The organism is Kitasatospora sp. NPDC003701 (assembly GCF_053587085.1).
In genome coordinates this window covers 1-15,838 of the sequence record NZ_JBSFNM010000081.1, presented here as the reverse complement: position 1 = coordinate 15,838, position 15,838 = coordinate 1, and the positions used below count along the sequence as shown (strand labels likewise).

Below are 15,838 nucleotides of genomic sequence, written 5' to 3'. Positions count from 1 at the left end.
CGGGAGTCGGCGCGCGCAGGGGCCGACACCGGCGGCCCCTCGCTACGCGAACCCTGACAGGTCCGCCAGCACCACGGCGACCAGCTCGCGGCGGCTTCGGACACCGAACTTGTCGAAGACGGCGGTCAGGTGTTCCTGCACGGTGTTGGCGGAGATGTGGAGCTCGTCGACCAGCTGGCGGGTGGAGAGTCCCCGGATGACCATGGCCGCGACCCGGGTCTGGGCATCGGTGAGTCCGTGGGCGCTGAGCAGGACCGCTCCGAGTTCCGCCGGTCGGGCCGGTTCCACCACCACGCCGATCTGCGGGCCCAGGCGGCTGGTGTGCAGGGCGAGCCACCGACCCGAGCGCCCGCGGACGCGGACGGTCGAGGGCACCGGGCCGGAGGCGGCCGCGAGCACGCTGACCGGGAGCCGGCCCGCGTCCTGCCGGTCGCCGTCGGGGAAGTCGGCCAGCCACTGCTCGGCTTCGGGGCTCATGGACACGGTCCTGAGGGCGGAGTCGAGCAGGATGAGACCCACCCCGTCCGGACCGGGGACGGTCTCCGGAGGCGGTGCTGCGGTCACCGCCGTGCGCAGACCGGTCGCCAGTACCGGAGCGATGCGCCGGACCAGGGCGACTTCCTCGCCGGTGAAGCCCGGGGAGGAGGCCTCCCGGTGCAGGCAGAGCACGCCCCAGCAGCGGTGCCCGGTGACCAGCGCGGCGCGCAGTTCGTCGCCGAGCCCCAGGGGAGCCATGATCTCCCGGTAGCGGGCGCTGTCCGTCCGGTTGCCCTCGGTGGCCCGGTCCAAGGAGCCGACCGGGTCCGCCGCCCGGGCGAGGCCGGCGAACTTGTTGACGTCCGCCCGCCCGAACTCGTTGTCCAGGAAGCGCGCCGTCGCGGGACCCAGCGGGTCCTCGGCGGTCGCCGAGGTGAACAGCAGGGTCACCGGGTCGACGGTCGCGAAGAAGGCCGCCTCCGCCGGTACCACCCGGCGTAGACGGCCAAGAATGTCCGTGCCCGGAGCGGTGCTGTCCAGCCCGCTGCGGCACCGTCGTTCGATGTCGGCGAGTCGGCGTTCCACGGCCGCACCTGCCACAAGCACGATGGTACTCCCGACTACCCCGGGCCCTGGGCGAGCCCGAGCTGGCGCAGCAGCCCCAGCTCGTCGAGCCGGCCCCAGCGCTCGACGATGCGCCCCTCCCGGACCCGGAAGATATTGATCCCCCGAAGCGTGACGGTGCGGCCGGTGGCCGGCGCGCCCAAGATCTCGCCGAGCTGGGTGCCGGTGGCGCTGAAGTGCTCCACGACCATGTCGTTCTCGGCGACGAGGAAGTCGGGCGTGGCGTGCCAGTCCGGGAAAGCACCGCGGAACAGGGCAGCGGCCCCGCGCATGCCCTCACGACCGGTGTCGGAACCGAACGGCGGGTCGTGGTTGAGGAAGTCCTCGGCGAGGTACTCGTCGACCGCCGTGAGGTCGCCCTTGGTGAACAGTGCGTCGATGAAGGCACGCACGGTCTCTCGGTTGTCTGCGATTCGGGTCATCTCGGTGGTGTCCATAGCCACAGTCTTCGACGCGGGTCGGGCCCCTGGTACCCCAAGAAGCTGGGGTTTCCTCTCCGGACTGCCGGGGAGCTCCTTGTGTCCCGGGTGGGTGTCACAGGCTGTGTTCGGCGTGAGCGAGCCAGTCCAGGTACCAGCGGGCGAACGTCACGGGCCGGCCGTGCTCGGTCCGGAGCGGGGCCAGGTCGACCTGGTCGACCCGGCTGTCGGACCAGATCCGGCCTCGCTCGGGTCCGCTGATCACCAGCCACTGCCGGTCGGCGCAGCCCAGGTGGCAGATCACGATCGCGCCGACCGTGCGTTCTGGATTCCACATCACTTCGCCCCACCGCCGGTCCCAGTCCTCGTAGGCGGAGTCGAAGTCCTCGATGTCGTCGAACCCTTCTTCCTCGGGGCAGTCCTTCAACAGCTGCTCCACGACTGTCGGGTCCGGGCCCTGCGCCGGGAACGGCTCGGCGAGCCGGGACCAGTCGGCCAGGTCGGCGCCGTCGCCGGTCCACCGCCACCGGCCGTCCTCGCGTTGCACGGCGAAGACTCCGTAGGCCGGCCCCGCCCCGCCCGCGCCGACCGTCAGCAGGAACGTCCGGTACTCCTGCGGCAACCGGATGCCGATCTGGGCCTCCAGCTCGGCCAGCTCGGCCGGTGACAGCACAGGCTCGAGCCGGAACCGGTGGCCGATCGACCCGAACACGGGCCGAGGCTCCGCCGCGGATGCGCCGGCCAGTGTCTGCACCCGGCCCCGCACACCCACCCACAACTGATCATCCATGTGGCGGAGGGTAGCCTGCGGCTGCGACACCGCTGGTGCGATGGGCAGGGTGCTGTCTGCATGGTTCCGTCCGTCCCGGGCCGACGATGTGGAGCGGGAGCTTGGCGGTGTCGGAGCAACCGGTCGTAGCGGCTGACCGAGGGCAGTGGCCTGGTGTCCGGCGGAAGGCGGGGGAGCGGTGTGCTCACTCCGCGTTCACAACAAGGGATACCAAGAGGCGCTGGAGACCTCGTCGATCGCGGCTTGATCCTCTGTCACGTCCCTTGCGATGAAAGCCGGGTTTCTCGTCTGAGGGTCCGGACCGTGAAGGTACCAGGCGCGGTGAAACGTGCTGATCTCGCCAAGATGGTTGGCGGAGACACTTCCGATGTCCCTGTTCGGGACGGTGAGCCCCGGCTCCATGAATATGTTCATGGAGACCTGGCCATTGGGAGTGAACCCCGTCCCCGTGAGGGTGAAGTCTGTGCTCTCCTGGGTCCGTTCTTTGGTGTGGGACAGGGTGAGGTCCAGCGGATTCTTCGTTCGGACTTCGGGATGCACGTCGAATCCGCGCTGCGAGTCCCACACCACCTCGTACTCGCGCCCGGCATCGTCGAGGAAGACACCACGTATCCTCGCCCCGTGGTCTGTCGGGGCGCCGGTCACCGCCTGGATCTCCGGAGGGAGCTCAACACCTTGTTGTTCGAAGAACGAGCGGCCGACTTCACGTGATGTGCGTGCCAGGACTTCGTCGTCGCGCAGCTGATCGAGCAAGGTCAGAAGCTTCGTGTCTCGCCCGAGCGACAAGAGAATATTGTGGATCCTCAGCTCGTTGTTGAGGTTTCGAATCTCTTCGTTGATGCGGTCGACGCGATGCGCATGCTGGCGAAGATCCCTCTCCAGCTTTCGACGCTGTTCATCCGGAGATAACATTGCCCCGCAAACCTTTCTCTGTCGATGACCTTTGCGACGCGCCCCCGTCATTTGGTGCGAGTCGATTGGCGTCTCCTGTCCTGTTGCAGCTTTTGCAACAGGGGGCGCCAGCGGCTTCGGCACTCGACCTTTTCCACGCTATGCCCGATACGAGACGTGTGCCACTCGGTGGTCCCTCTGCCGTTGAGCCCCGGCGACGGGGGGTCGGAGATGGAGGCCCCGCTGGAAATCTGTGCCGAGTGTTCACGTTCCGACGCATGTTCATTCACCGCCGAACCCCGCTGCCGCCCTATTCGCGCCAGGTTCGGATTTGACCGACTGTCCGGTCCTGATCTCCATGGAGGCGCCGTGCCTGTACCCTGCCGAATCCGGACGCCAGGGCCGCCGCCGATCCGCCGGAGGACCCGCCCGGCGTGTGACCGTGGTCCCACGGGTTGTTGGTGGTGCCGTAGATCTCGTTGAAGCTCTGCACATCCTGCAGCCCCAAGGGCACGTTGGCCTTGCCGAGCACCACCGCGCCCGCGGCCCTGAGCCGCGACACCTGTACCGCGTCCTCGACCGGCAGGTGGTTCCGGTGCAGCGGCATGCCCCAGGTCGTGGGCAGCCCGGCGACATCGTAGGACTCCTTGACCGTCACCGGAATGCCGAGGAGCGGCCGGTCCTCACCGCGGGCACGCGCCTGGTCGGCAACGCGAGCGGCGGCCCGTGCACGGTCGTAGTCCGGCACACAGATCGCGTTGATCGCCTCGTCGTCCCGCTCGATGCGGGCGATCGCCTCGTCGGTCAGTTCCGCCGAGGTCACGTCGCCGGCCCGCAGGGCGGCCGCGAGTTCTTCGGCCGTCCGAAGGTTCCACGTCATGAATCCGACCGTACCGACCTCGGGGACAGGCCACGAAATGCCGCTTCGTACAAGGAACGGATGTCTCAATTCTCGTCAAGTTCCTGTCCGCCACAGGTAGTCACGGCTGACTCGCAGAGACTCACCGGTCGGATGAGGAGGGCAACGGCTTCTTCGCCGGCCGGTGTCGGACGGGGGTTCCGGGACGTCCACGCGCAGACCGCCGCGCCCCGGCATGTGAACCCGACCCTCCCGACCCCGAGGTGGTCGCCTGCCCGGATCGCGCAACAGCCGTGTGGGTGACCTGTTCCAGGACCCGGCGGACGGACCGTCGACAGGGCGTCTACGCGTTGTTGATCACTGCGGCCTACGTTCGTGCGTGCCTGTGGGCCGCTCGGTCCGGGCTGATCAGCATGTTCGAACGAAGGTGAGGTTTCCGACGCTCATGCGCCGGGATTTCTTCGGTACCAGACTCCGGTCCCTCGTGGCCGCGACGGTCGCGGGGGTGATGGCGCTCCCTCTGCTGGGCGCCGTCGCACCGGCCGCGCGGGCGGCCCAGACCTGGCCGTACCTGCATCAATGTCTCAACACCACCAGAGGAGCGCCGGAGACCGTCTTTCGCGGTGTCCCGTCCACAGCGACCAGCGTGGCCGACGCACTCGCGGACTCGGGCACCGTGTTCGCCGAAGGGTTCACGCCGCGCGGCGCGGAATACGACCTGAACCGGCACCTCCTCGGCGCCCAGAGCGGGCACGGTACCGCGGCCAGCGGGTACGTCAGCACGTCGAGCGCGTTCACGGTGGCCACCAGGTTCGCCACAAAGGGCCCGAAACCGGCGACGGTCACGACCGACCCGCGTACCGGCGACAGGACCGAGACGTTCGTCGGCGTGGTCTACGAGATCAGGCCGAACGGCAACTTCTTCTACGTTCCCGACCAGTTCGGCGGCCTGAACCCCATTCCGTTCACATCCGTAGGGGAACTGGAGTGGGCCGCGGTCGGCTCCATCCCGTCGGGCGACGTCCTGCGCGCGATCGTGGTCACCCGGAGCGTGATCACCAACAAATCGGGCCTGCAGAAGAGCGAGGACAAGAGCGTCGATCTGAATCGCGCTCCCCGGGCCGAGAACCCGCGTGTGGTCCACACGGTGATGCGGCCCGAACAGGTGCACCCCCGCGGCTGGTCGCCGGACGTGAGGATCGGCGTCCGGGCACCCGATCCGGCCGACCCCGGCGGCTGCGCCGAGCCGGAACGCCCGGGCCAGTGCCCGAACCAGGGCGCCACCCCGTCGGCGCTGACGTCGGCGGCGTTGCGCTCGACGACGCCGGGCGGCTCCACAGGCGGGGCCCGGAGTGCGGCTGTCACCTCGACCGGTCCGGCTCCCGTAGCCAGCGCCCCCGCCGCGTCCGGATCCGCCGCCGCGGCGGCCGTCGGCGGCCGACAGCCCTCCGACGGCGGGACCTTCCAGCTGACGGCCGCCGCATCCACCGCCGGTCCGACCTACACCCTGGACGTGCGCGCCGGGGCCGCCTCGAACGGCACGGTCGTGCAGGCGTACCCGCGCAACTGCACGGCGTCGCAGAACTGGCGGATGCGCGCGGTGGGCGACGGCCGGTACGTGATGGAGACCTCGCTGGCGCAGGGCACCGTCCTTCAGCAGGACCTCTACACGCACAACACGGTCCTGTGGCCGGTGCAGAACGACGACTCCGGCAAGCCGAACGGCACCACCAACCAGCAGTGGACCTTCAAGGACGAGGGTGACGGCAGCTTCAGCGTGGTCAGCGCGGCCGACCGGCAGTGCCTGACCATGGCCGGGCAGGAGTCCACCGGCCTGGCCGTCAAGGCCTGTGACGGCGGCGTCGCCCAGAGGTGGACGCTGTCCGCGCCGTGCACGCCCGTCGATCCGACTGCCCCGGCCACCCCGGGCGGCGATCGAACGGTTCCCGGATTCCCGAGTCTGCGCTGGCCGGCCGTCAAGGGGCATCCGGACGCCGTGTGGCCTGCGATACCCGGTGCCCCGGGCATTCCGTGGCCGTCGGTTCCCGGCTATCCGGACGTGCCGATGCCCGGCAACCCGGCACTTCCGGCGGTCGACTGGCCGGGCTCCCCGCACCTGCCCGTGATCGTCCGGCCCCAGATGCCCGTCCCCAGTGGCAGCGGCCTCTGGCCCTCGGTCCCGGGGTTCCCGGACATCCCGTGGCCCCTCATGCCGGGCACCGACGACGTGCCCTGGCCGGTCCTGCCGGCTGCGTCGACCCCGGGCGCCGACCCGGGAAGTGACGTGTCGATCCCGGGCCTGCCCAAGGCGGCCGCGCCCGGCGTCGCCGGCCACCCCGAGCTGACGTGGCCTTCCGTACCGGGCTTCCCGGACGTGAGGTGGCCCGCGGTGCCGGGCCACCCGGACATTCCGTGGCCCGGTCACCCGGACATGCCCGTCATCCCCTGGCCGGGTGCCCCGCAGCCGCCCACGGCCGACCGGCCGGACCTCCGGGGCTTCCCGTCCTGGACCTGGCCCTCGATTCCCGGCTTCCCCGGCATTCCGTGGCCCTCGCTCCCCGGTCTTCCGAACGTCCCGTGGCCGTCCACCGCAGGATTCCCGAACGCGCCGACCAGCACGCCGCCGCCGATCGGGCCCCTGCAGCCGGGGAAGCCCGGCGATCCGGGAAGTTGCCGGGCGCCCGACCCGGGTACCGGCACGCCCGACCCGGGTACCAAGCCCGTCGACCCGGGTACCGGTACGCCCGACCCGGGTACCAAGCCCGGTGGCCCCACCACAGGTACCCCCGGCGTGATCCCCCCGCTTCCCGCGATCCTCCTGCCCGGCTTCCCCTCGCTGCCCAGCCTGCCCTCCTGGGGTGGCCCCGGTCCTGGCGGTCCGACCACCGGGCCCGGCGGCGGGCAGCGGCCGGATCCGGCACAGGGTGTCGGCATCACGTCGGTGGCCGACGCCCAGCTGGTGCCGGACGTCCGCGGCTCCGTGGCTGCCGCAGGTACCCCCGTGCAGGCGTGGCAGAGCAACGGGACCGACGCCCAGCGCTGGGCGTTCTGGGACCGCGGCAACGGCAACTGGCTGATCGAGACCCGGCTCACCTACGGCGGCGGTCGCCCGGAGGGCCGAATGGTGCTGGGGCACGACACCGGCTCGCACCGGACGGCGCTCCAGGCCGTGACGGCGGACCGCCCGGGCCAGCTCTGGACGTTCACCGACGCCGGGAACGGCTCGGCGACGGTCGTGAACGGTGACGGCGGTGGTTGCCTGACCCTGTCCGCCGCCGGTCAGCCGCTGACGGTGAGCGCCTGCAACGGTTCCGACCGCCAGAAGTTCCGGCTGACCGGTCCGAGCGGCAGCGACAACGGCGGCGGCCCGGGCGGCGGCAACACGGGCGGCGGCAGCACGGGCGGTGGCAGCACGGGTGGCCGGCCGCCGCTGGGCGCCGGCGGTACCCAGCCCGCGCACAACCGGACGGTGGTGCTGCAGTCGGGCACCAGCGGCACGGTCGCGGACCTCGACGGCGCCGGCACCGCCGCCGGGACCCGCATCAAGGCGCAGGGCCGCAACGGCAACGACGCGCAGAAGTGGACGCTGTGGCAGAAGCCGGACAGTCAGTGGCTGATCGAGACGAAGCTCGGCGGCGGCATGGTGATGGACCACAACCCCACCACCCACCGCACCCACCTCACGGGCGCGCAGGACGGCAACGCCAATCAGCTGTGGCGGTTCGCCGATGCCGGGGGCGGCTGGTTCACGATGGTCAGCGCCTCCGACCGGGGTTGCCTCACGGCGGCGGCCGACGGCGAGGACCTCTCGATCCGAAGCTGTGACGACACCAACGCCCAGAAGTGGCGCCTGACCGAGGCCGTCGACAATCCACCGACCGACAACAACGGCAACGGCGGCGGCAACGGCAACGGCGGTGGCAACAACGACAACAACGGTGGCGGGAACGGGAGCGCCGGCGGAGCGGCCGCGGTACCGGTGTACTCGGCGTTCCCGTCCAAGTGCCTGGACGTCACGGGTGGCAGCACCGCCAACAACACCCCGGTCGGCGTCTACGACTGCAACAACACCGCCTCCCAGCAGTGGACCCCGGTCGCGACGGGCGGCGGGTTCGCCCTGAAGGCGTTCGGCAAGTGCCTGGACGTCACGGGCGGCAACTCCGTCAACGGCACCCGGGTGGACCTGTACGACTGCAACGGCACCGCGGCGCAGGACTGGCGCGAGGGTCAGGACCGCTCCCTGGTCAATCCGAGGTCGGGCAAGTGCCTGGACGTCCCGGCCGGCAACCCCGTGAACGGCACGGCGCTGCAGATCTGGGACTGCAACGCCGGTGACGGGCAGCGCTGGGGGCTGAACAGCGTTCCGCCGCGCGCCCCGCAGCGGCCCGCGCAGCAGCCCGGTACCACGCCGGTGGTGAGTCCCGGCGTCGCGTCCTCGCAGGTTGCCACCCTGCGCTCGGCGAACGGCGCACTGGTCGCGGACCTCGACGGCGCGAACACCGCCTCGGGCACGTCGATCAAGGCGCTCGCCGGGAACGGCAACGACGCGCAGCGCTGGGCGTTCTGGCCCACGGCGAACGGGCGCTGGATCATCGAGACGCTGCTGACCGACGGCAGGACCGCCGCCGGCCAGGGCATGGTCATGGACCACGACCCGGGCAGCCACCGGGCCCACCTGATCCGGACCACGGACGGCAACGCCAACCAGCACTGGGCGTTCCACGACGCCGGAGGCGGCTGGTTCTGGATCACCAGCGACACCGACAACGGCTGCCTGACCGCCGAGAACCCCGGTGAACAACTGGGCATCCGGGCCTGTGACGGCTCGGACCGCCAGCGCTGGCGCCTCGACAACATCCAGCACGGACCCACCCAGGGCGGCGGCTCCGGCGCCGGCAACACCGGTGGCGGGAGCACCGGAGGCTCGACGGGCGGCGGCTCAACCGGTGGGCCGAACGCCGGGAGCGGGGGCACCCCGCAGGCGCCCGGCGGCAACGGTCTCCGCCACGGCGCCACCGCCGTCCTGGACTCCGGCAACAACGGCCTCGTCGCGGACCTCGACGGCGGCGGCACCGCCGCCGGCACCCGGATCAAGGCCCTCGGCGCGAACGGCAGCACGGCACAGCAGTGGATGCTGTGGCAGAAGCCCGACAACCGGTGGCAGATCGAGACGAAGTACGCCGGGGCGATGGTGATGGACCACAACCCCAGCACCCACCGCACCCACCTCACCAGCGCCCAGGAGGGCAACGCCAACCAGCTCTGGCTCTTCCAGTTGAGTCAGAGCGCGCCCGGCTGGTACCGGATCGTCTCCGCGGCCGACAACGGCTGCCTCACCGCCGTCAACAACGGCGAGGACCTGGCCGTCTGGGCCTGCACCTCCTCCAGTGCCCAGTGGTGGAGGCTCGACGATCCCGCCACCTGGGGCAACGGCGGGAACACCGGAGGCGGTGGTGGCACCGTCGGTGGTGGCACCGGCGGTGGTGGCACCGGCGGCGGCGGTGGAAACACCGGGGGCGGCGGGAACGCCGGCGGCACAGGCCCGCGTTTCCCGCCCGGCATCCAGCTCCCCCCGGTCTGCAACGGCAGGCAGTCCTCCGGTTCGTGGATGTGGCACGGGGACACCCTGTGCGCGGGCCAGAGCCTGGGATCCTCGGCAGCGGAGCAGTCCACCCGCCTGGTCATGCAGCAGGACGGCAACCTCGTCGCCTACTACACGGAGGGCGACGCCCTCGGTGACCACACCTGGCCCGTGTGGGAGTCGAAGACCAAGGGCTGCGGCTTCCGGGCCGTCATGCAGGACGACGGGAACCTCGTCGTCTACGACGCGGAGGACCATTCCTGCTGGTCGTCGGGAACCAATGGCCGCGACGGCTCCTGGTTGATGGTCAGCCCCCTCGGCAACATCCAGATCCTGCAGGCCGGCGACGCGACCGGCGCCGCCATCGACGGAGCCCGCGCGGTGGCCGCCGCGGGGAAGGGGGACTTCCTGGACGCCTTCATCTACGCGCTGCAGGCCATCATCAAGGCCGTCCCGAAGGTCCAGTGGGAGACGCACACGGGGCACCAACGCCTCCTCCCGCCCAAGTGCGTCGTGTCGGGAGGCCGGGTCATCCCCTGCACCTGACAGGCCCGCTCGCGATCCGGTGGCGTCAGCCGTGGTCGTGAAGCACCGGAGGCCGCCGTCCCGCACCGGGGATGGCGGCCTCCCGGCTGCGGTACCCGACCGGCCGGCCGTCCCGACCGGCTGGCGACGTCCGGACCGGCCCGGGTACGGCCGATCGCCCGGCCACCGTCGCGCCCGGTGGTGTCCACCCGCCCGCGACGGGGCGCCCGTTGCGGGCGGTCCCGCGCGGCCCGAGCCCGCCCGGGGTACGAGGCGGGGGGGAATTTCGGGCGACAGGGCGGCGGGTTTCCTGGACGATGACGGCTGCTGATGCGCAGGACGGGTGTGCTGGTGGACGGGATGACGATGACGGGGATGTCGCTGGAAGCGCTGGACGCGGTGGTGTGGGAGGGGCTCGCGACGGGGAACCCGGCCGACTCGGTCGACGATGTGTCGCGGGCGCTCCGCCGGCTCGCCGTCGCGGGTGCGGAGGCGACGGTCGAGGACTGCTACCCGCTGTACTCCCTCGTCACGGGGGAGGGGTGCGAGACGCCGTCCGCGACGGCGGTAGCCCTGCCGTTCGTCGTCGCGCTGGCCGCCGACCCGGCCATGTCCACGGGCGTCCGGGTGGAGCTCGTCGAGCTGCTGGTGGCCCTTCAGACACCGGCGTCGGTGGGCTCCGACCGGACGGGAGCGCGTGCGCTGCTCGCCGATCCGGAGCCGGCGGTGCGGCGGGAGGCCCTGCCCCTGGCAGGGGGGATCGCACCCCTGATGGAGAGGTGGCGGGCGGAGACGGACCCGACGGTCCGCGTCCCGCTGGTGCTCGCCCTCGGCGAGGCGGTGGCCGCGGCGTCCGGCGAGGCCGGGCGCGGCGATGCGGTCGACGAGGCGCGGGCGGTGCTGGCGGGGCTGGTGGACGGGGACGACCCGGTGTTCCGGGTCGCGGCCGTGCACGCCTGGGCGGAGTTCGACCGGGACGTCCTGGTCCGGCAGTTGGACCGGCTGATCGAGGTGTACTCCGAAGCCGCGTTGCGGCCGCGGTTCGAAGCGGTCTGGTACACCCCGGGTGTCGAGGGCTTCTGGACCCGCGAGGACCTGGTCCGGGCGACGGCGTGGAAGCTCGCGCACGATCCCGACGCCGAACTCCGCTTCGCCGTGCGGCTGGTCGAGACGGCGGACCGCACCGGGGACGCCGCGCTGTGCCGGGAGGCGCTGGACGTGGCGTGGCGGCTCCTGACCGAGCGGCGTTCCGTGGAGGCGGCCCTGCTGCCGCTGGCGGGCGGGCGGCTGACCAGTCCGGACGGAGCCGTGCGGCTGCGGGCCGCGAACATCCTCGCGGTGCTGGGCCCGGCGGCGGCCCGCTACGCCGATCGCCTCGCCGCACTGCTCGACGACGACGCGGCCGACGAGTACCTCGACGGAACGGTCGGGGAGATCGCCCGTTGGGCGCTGGCCCGGATCGGTGACCCGCGCGCCCTGCCCGGCCTGGTCGAGCAGCTCCGCGCACAGGAGGAGGAGCAGGGCCGCGGCTACTGCACAGCCGATCCGCGGCGGCCGGAGGTCACGGACGTGCTGGTTCCGCTCCGGGCCCACGCGGACGTCCTGCTGCCCGCGATGCGGGAGGCGATCCGGGAGGCCGGGGCCCGCGGCGGTGCGACCCGCGGGTTCCTCGACGTGCTGGAGGCCTGGGGTGAGGACGCGCTGCCGGCCCTGCCCGATCTCCTGCCACTGCTCGCCGACACCTGGACCTCCGTCTACGTGCTCCGCATCCTGCGGGGCCTGGGGACGGCCGCCGCCTCGGCCGCACCGGCCCTGACCACCTGCGAAGTGCTGGACTTCCCGGGCAACCACGCGCTGGTGGCCGACACCGCCGAGTACCTCGTCCGTGACCGGGCGGCGCGGTTGCGGCGCGTCGGCGACGCCGTCCTGGCGGCGTCGGAACCCTGGTACGGGCCGATCGAGGCCCTGGGCGAGTTCGGCGCCGACGCGGCGCCCTACGCGGCCCGGGTCCGGTTCGCCATGGAGAACAGCACGCACTGGACACGCCTCACCGCCGCGGCCACGCTCTGGTCGATCACGGGCCGGGCCGAACCGAGCCTGCGGGTCCTCGAAGAGTTCGTCCTGCCGATCGCCGACGGCGGCGACGGCTTCCGCTTCTTCCGGGAAGCGCTGCGGGCACTGATCCGCATGGGCGAGACCAGCCCCGCGATCCGGGCCGCGCTGCTGACGGTCCGGCAGTCGGACCGCCGGCTCTGCGCGGACGCCGGGTACCCGATGATCGTCCGGGACAAGGAGCTGCGCGCACTGGTCGATCAGGCCCTGGCCGCCCCCCTCGCCGCAGACCCCGAGGCCTGGACCGACACCGGAGGGGAGAGCACCGCACCACCCTCGCCGTCGCATCGAGCCTGCGGGACCTGAACGAGGCGCAGCGCCACCCGGCTTGGTGAGCCCCGGAGCGGCTGAGTTCCGGAGCGCCACTTGCTCGGGCCGGCCTACTGGCGTCCAGCGCTACCGACTCCATGCTCCTGTCCTGTCTGCGGCCAATCCGGATTGTCCGCCGCTTACCTGGGGATTGGTGTTCCGTCGTTGACGGACAATCAGGCCAGCTCGCACTGTGGAGTCTCCACCGGGTCTCGACGAGGCCCAGCACGACCTTCAACCGGAGGACGGCCCCTGTCCCTGCGGGCCCTGCGGGCCCTGCGGCAAACGCGGCGTCCGGAACCGTGTGATCCGGGGCAACGGGTTGACCGACGTGCAGCTGCGCCAGACACGGGAAGCCCCGTCGACCACGCACTCCGAGCACGCCCTGGACGTCGCCGTCGTCGCCTTGACATTGATCCGGCAGCGAACCGGACGTGGGCGAGTCACCGATCGGACCGTGCCCCGGTGGGGCTGCTGAGTGGCGCGCGGGGGCGTGCAGTCGGCTCGGTGGTGCCTTCATGACGTCAACAGGAGACAGGAGCTGCACATCCCATGAGCAAGCGCACCTCTCGCACCGTAGCCGCGGCCGTTGCGGCGGCCACGGCCGCGGCCCTGATCGTGGGTTCGGCGTCGACGGCGGCCGCCGATTCCGACCCGGGGGGTATCTCGGTCGGGTCGGCGCCCGTCGAGCCCGGCACCTACTCCGTCGACCTCGAGGCCGCCAACGGCAACGGTGACAGTGTCTCCTTCGTCATCGTGGGGGACCCCACCGGTAACGGGACCATCAGGACGCACCTTCAGCTCTGGAAGGCGGACTGGTCGACCGAGGGGCTCGCGCTGCTGCCGGGTGACGTCGGCGGCAGCGCGACCGGGATCAACAACGCCCGTACCGTGGTGGGGACTTCCACCGCGCGGGTGGGGGGCCAGCAGCACGCGGTGCGATGGACCTCCCCATCCACACCGACCGAACTGCCTCCGCTGCCCGGCGACACGGTGGCGTCCCCCGCCGCGATCGGCGACAACGGCACCGCGGTGGGCTCCTCCTGGGGCCCGCCGGCCACGAAGCACGCTGTGGCGTGGCCGCCGGGCGGAGCACCCGTCGTCCTGCCGCCGCTGCCGGGCGACGCCGGGAGCGAGGCCGTCGCCGTCAACAGCTCGGGTACGGCGGTCGGCTACTCGTACCCGGCCGACGGCACCGCCTCCCGGCGGGCCGTGGCCTGGAGCCCCGACGGGACCGTCACCGCGTTCGACGTGCCGGCGGGCTACACGAGCAGCAGCGCGACCCGCATCACCGACTCCGGCGTGGTGATCGGGACCGGCGGGCCGGGTGGTCCGGGCGCGGGCCACGCCCTCGTCTGGAACGCCGCCGGCGCCGTTGCCGACCTGGGCGCGGGCAGCGAGGCGAACGCCGTCAACAGCGCGGGCACGGTGGTGGGCCGCCTGGAAGGCCAGGCCGCGCGCTGGGCCGTCGACGGCACGCCCGTGCCCCTCGCCCCGACCACGCTCACCAGCGTCGCCACCGGTATCAACGACCAGGGCGTCATCGTCGGGTACACCAGCGACCCGTGGCCGGCCCGCGCCCAGCTCCACGCGCAGCGCTGGAACCCCGACGGGTCCGTCAGCGCGCTTCCCGAGTGGTCGGAGTACTTCCCGTACGCCATGCCGTTGTTCATCACCGACAGCGGAGTCGTCCTGGGCGAGCTCCTCCTTCGCGGCCTCGCGGGCTACGGCAAGCCGTTGACCATCCGCTGGACCATGTAGCCCGCGCGGGTTCCTGAACTCCGGGGATCGTTGCACCCCCCGGCCAGGGGGCAAATTCTCTTCGAGATCCCTGCGGCCCGAACGGGTCTCCGGTCGGAACAGGGCGGCAGCACCGGCCCGGCCGGTGCCGCCGCCCTGTGGCGTGCCAGGTACCTGCGCGAGGACGGCCGCGTCCACGTCGTCGACCGGCAGCGGGAGAAGGTCACGATCCGGCTCCGGCTCCTCGTCGAACGGCTCGGAGAAGAGCCGGACCTTGACGAGCCGAACCTGAGCCTGAACCCGGCCCGCCGCCGCCGGGCGGTTCGACCTGCAGGTCCCCCCGTTTACGGCACCGGCCGCGTGCCGGTGCGCGTGAGCGATCGTGGAGTCGACGGAGAGGTCCCAAGCGATCACGTCCTTCGCCTCGGCCCGGGCCTGGAGCCGCTCGAGGAGCCGGTGTCACGTGCCGTCGCGCTGCCAGCGGCGGAACAGCCCGTACACCGTCTCCCACGGTCCGTACCGCTCGGGCGGATCCCACCACGGGATGCCAGTGCGGGTCCGGAACCGTATGCCGTTGATCAGCTGCCGCTCGGTGTGTACCGGTGGCCGGCCGGGCTTGGTTCCCCGCGACAGCAGCGGTTCCAGCACAGCCCACTGGGCGTCCGTCATATCTTCCCGCGACATGGAGCGTGACCATCGCACGACCTTGATCCACCACTGAAATGGGCCGGGCCCCTTCCTTCAGCCGATCGCCGGCGATGGTTCCACCGGTGGCGGGTCGGGCGAGTAGCGTGCCCCACGGGCGTTGAAATGGGCCAGGTAGTAGGTGACGCCGTCGAGCTGCAGCTCCATGGGCGGAGGGTCGGTAACCAGGCGGGCCCGACTGCGGTGGCCGTCCACCCGGGCCTCCATCTTCGGGGTGTTCCAGGACCGAGCCCAGTTCTCCGCCTGTTCCAGAGGCCACAGGAAGTGGGCGCCGAACTCCTTCTCCGCACCAGGCTCCGCCTCTGTCAACGCACGTACCAGCGCTGGGCTGTAGATGGCACGAACCCGGAAGTTCACCAGGAATCGGCTCTTGATCACGATCCGCGTGTAACGACGGCGGTGACCCCGATGACGTCCGGCCACAATGACGCTTTCGCCGCCGTCGCCCCAGGCCGGCGGTGCGATCCACACCTTCGCCCCCGGCGCGAAGTGCCGTAGCCCCTTATGAATCTCCAGACCGCCCTCGCCGTGGCTGGTCTCCTGAGCGACATTGGCCACGAGGCATATGCCCAGCGGCTCCGGTCCGGTTGCATCCGTCATGGCCACCATGATCGCCTAGTCCCGGCGTAGTGGCGTAGTCCTTTTCATGCGGGGGCGAGTCCCTGCTGCTGAAGCCGCTCGCCGACCCGACAGTCTCGCGCGCCACCCCCGGCTTCGGTCGCTTCGGTCGCTTCGGTCGCTTGAGTCGCTTCGGTCGCTTCGGTCGCTTCGGTCACTTCCGATGCCGAGCCCCCCGGCTGAGCCTC

The 15,838-nt window shown here is 71.7% G+C and carries 9 protein-coding genes and 1 pseudogene; 3 read left to right on the top strand and 7 right to left on the bottom strand.

What is annotated here, in order from left to right:
* Nucleotides 1-42: 42 nt before the first annotated feature.
* The 5 genes and pseudogenes from ACWDRR_RS40320 to ACWDRR_RS40300 form a co-directional block, all read right to left on the bottom strand.
* Complete coding sequence (locus ACWDRR_RS40320; RefSeq protein ID WP_449777278.1) at nt 43-1,062, bottom strand: LuxR C-terminal-related transcriptional regulator; 1,020 nt, start codon at nt 1,060-1,062, stop codon at nt 43-45.
* A 35-nt stretch (nt 1,063-1,097) separates the two neighbouring features.
* Nucleotides 1,098-1,523: an ester cyclase gene (locus tag ACWDRR_RS40315; RefSeq protein WP_449777277.1), complete on the bottom strand. Its 426-nt coding sequence runs from the start codon at nt 1,521-1,523 to the stop codon at nt 1,098-1,100.
* A gap of 112 nt (nt 1,524-1,635) precedes the next feature.
* Entirely contained in the window at nt 1,636-2,310 is a 675-nt protein-coding gene (locus tag ACWDRR_RS40310; protein WP_449777276.1) for an SMI1/KNR4 family protein, read from the bottom strand.
* Nucleotides 2,311-2,505: 195 nt separating this feature from the next.
* Nucleotides 2,506-3,222: a hypothetical protein gene (locus ACWDRR_RS40305; protein ID WP_449777275.1), complete on the bottom strand. Its 717-nt coding sequence runs from the start codon at nt 3,220-3,222 to the stop codon at nt 2,506-2,508.
* 361 nt (nt 3,223-3,583) lie between these two features.
* Nucleotides 3,584-4,081 (bottom strand): annotated as a pseudogene (locus tag ACWDRR_RS40300) (amidase family protein); the annotation flags it as partial.
* Between the two features lie 625 nt (nt 4,082-4,706).
* Between ACWDRR_RS40300 and ACWDRR_RS40295 the strand changes: the two are divergent.
* The 3 genes from ACWDRR_RS40295 (at nt 4,707) to ACWDRR_RS40285 (ending at nt 14,348) form a co-directional block, all read left to right on the top strand.
* Nucleotides 4,707-10,187 carry an RICIN domain-containing protein gene (locus ACWDRR_RS40295; RefSeq protein ID WP_449777274.1) on the top strand — a complete coding sequence of 1,827 codons (5,481 nt, stop codon included), beginning with the start codon at nt 4,707-4,709 and terminating at the stop codon, nt 10,185-10,187.
* A 309-nt stretch (nt 10,188-10,496) separates the two neighbouring features.
* Nucleotides 10,497-12,584, top strand: coding sequence for a hypothetical protein (locus ACWDRR_RS40290; protein WP_449777273.1), 2,088 nt, complete (start codon nt 10,497-10,499; stop codon nt 12,582-12,584).
* Nucleotides 12,585-13,139: 555 nt separating this feature from the next.
* Nucleotides 13,140-14,348, top strand: coding sequence for a hypothetical protein (locus ACWDRR_RS40285; protein WP_449777272.1), 1,209 nt, complete (start codon nt 13,140-13,142; stop codon nt 14,346-14,348).
* 438 nt (nt 14,349-14,786) lie between these two features.
* On the opposite strand, the gene ACWDRR_RS40280 is transcribed toward ACWDRR_RS40285, so the two are convergent.
* A complete protein-coding gene (locus ACWDRR_RS40280) occupies nt 14,787-15,011 on the bottom strand; it encodes a transposase (RefSeq protein WP_449777271.1) in 225 nt (74 codons plus the stop codon).
* A 57-nt stretch (nt 15,012-15,068) separates the two neighbouring features.
* On the bottom strand, nt 15,069-15,632 hold the full coding sequence (locus ACWDRR_RS40275) for a hypothetical protein (RefSeq protein ID WP_449777270.1): 564 nt from the start codon (nt 15,630-15,632) through the stop codon (nt 15,069-15,071).
* Nucleotides 15,633-15,838 lie beyond the last annotated feature (206 nt).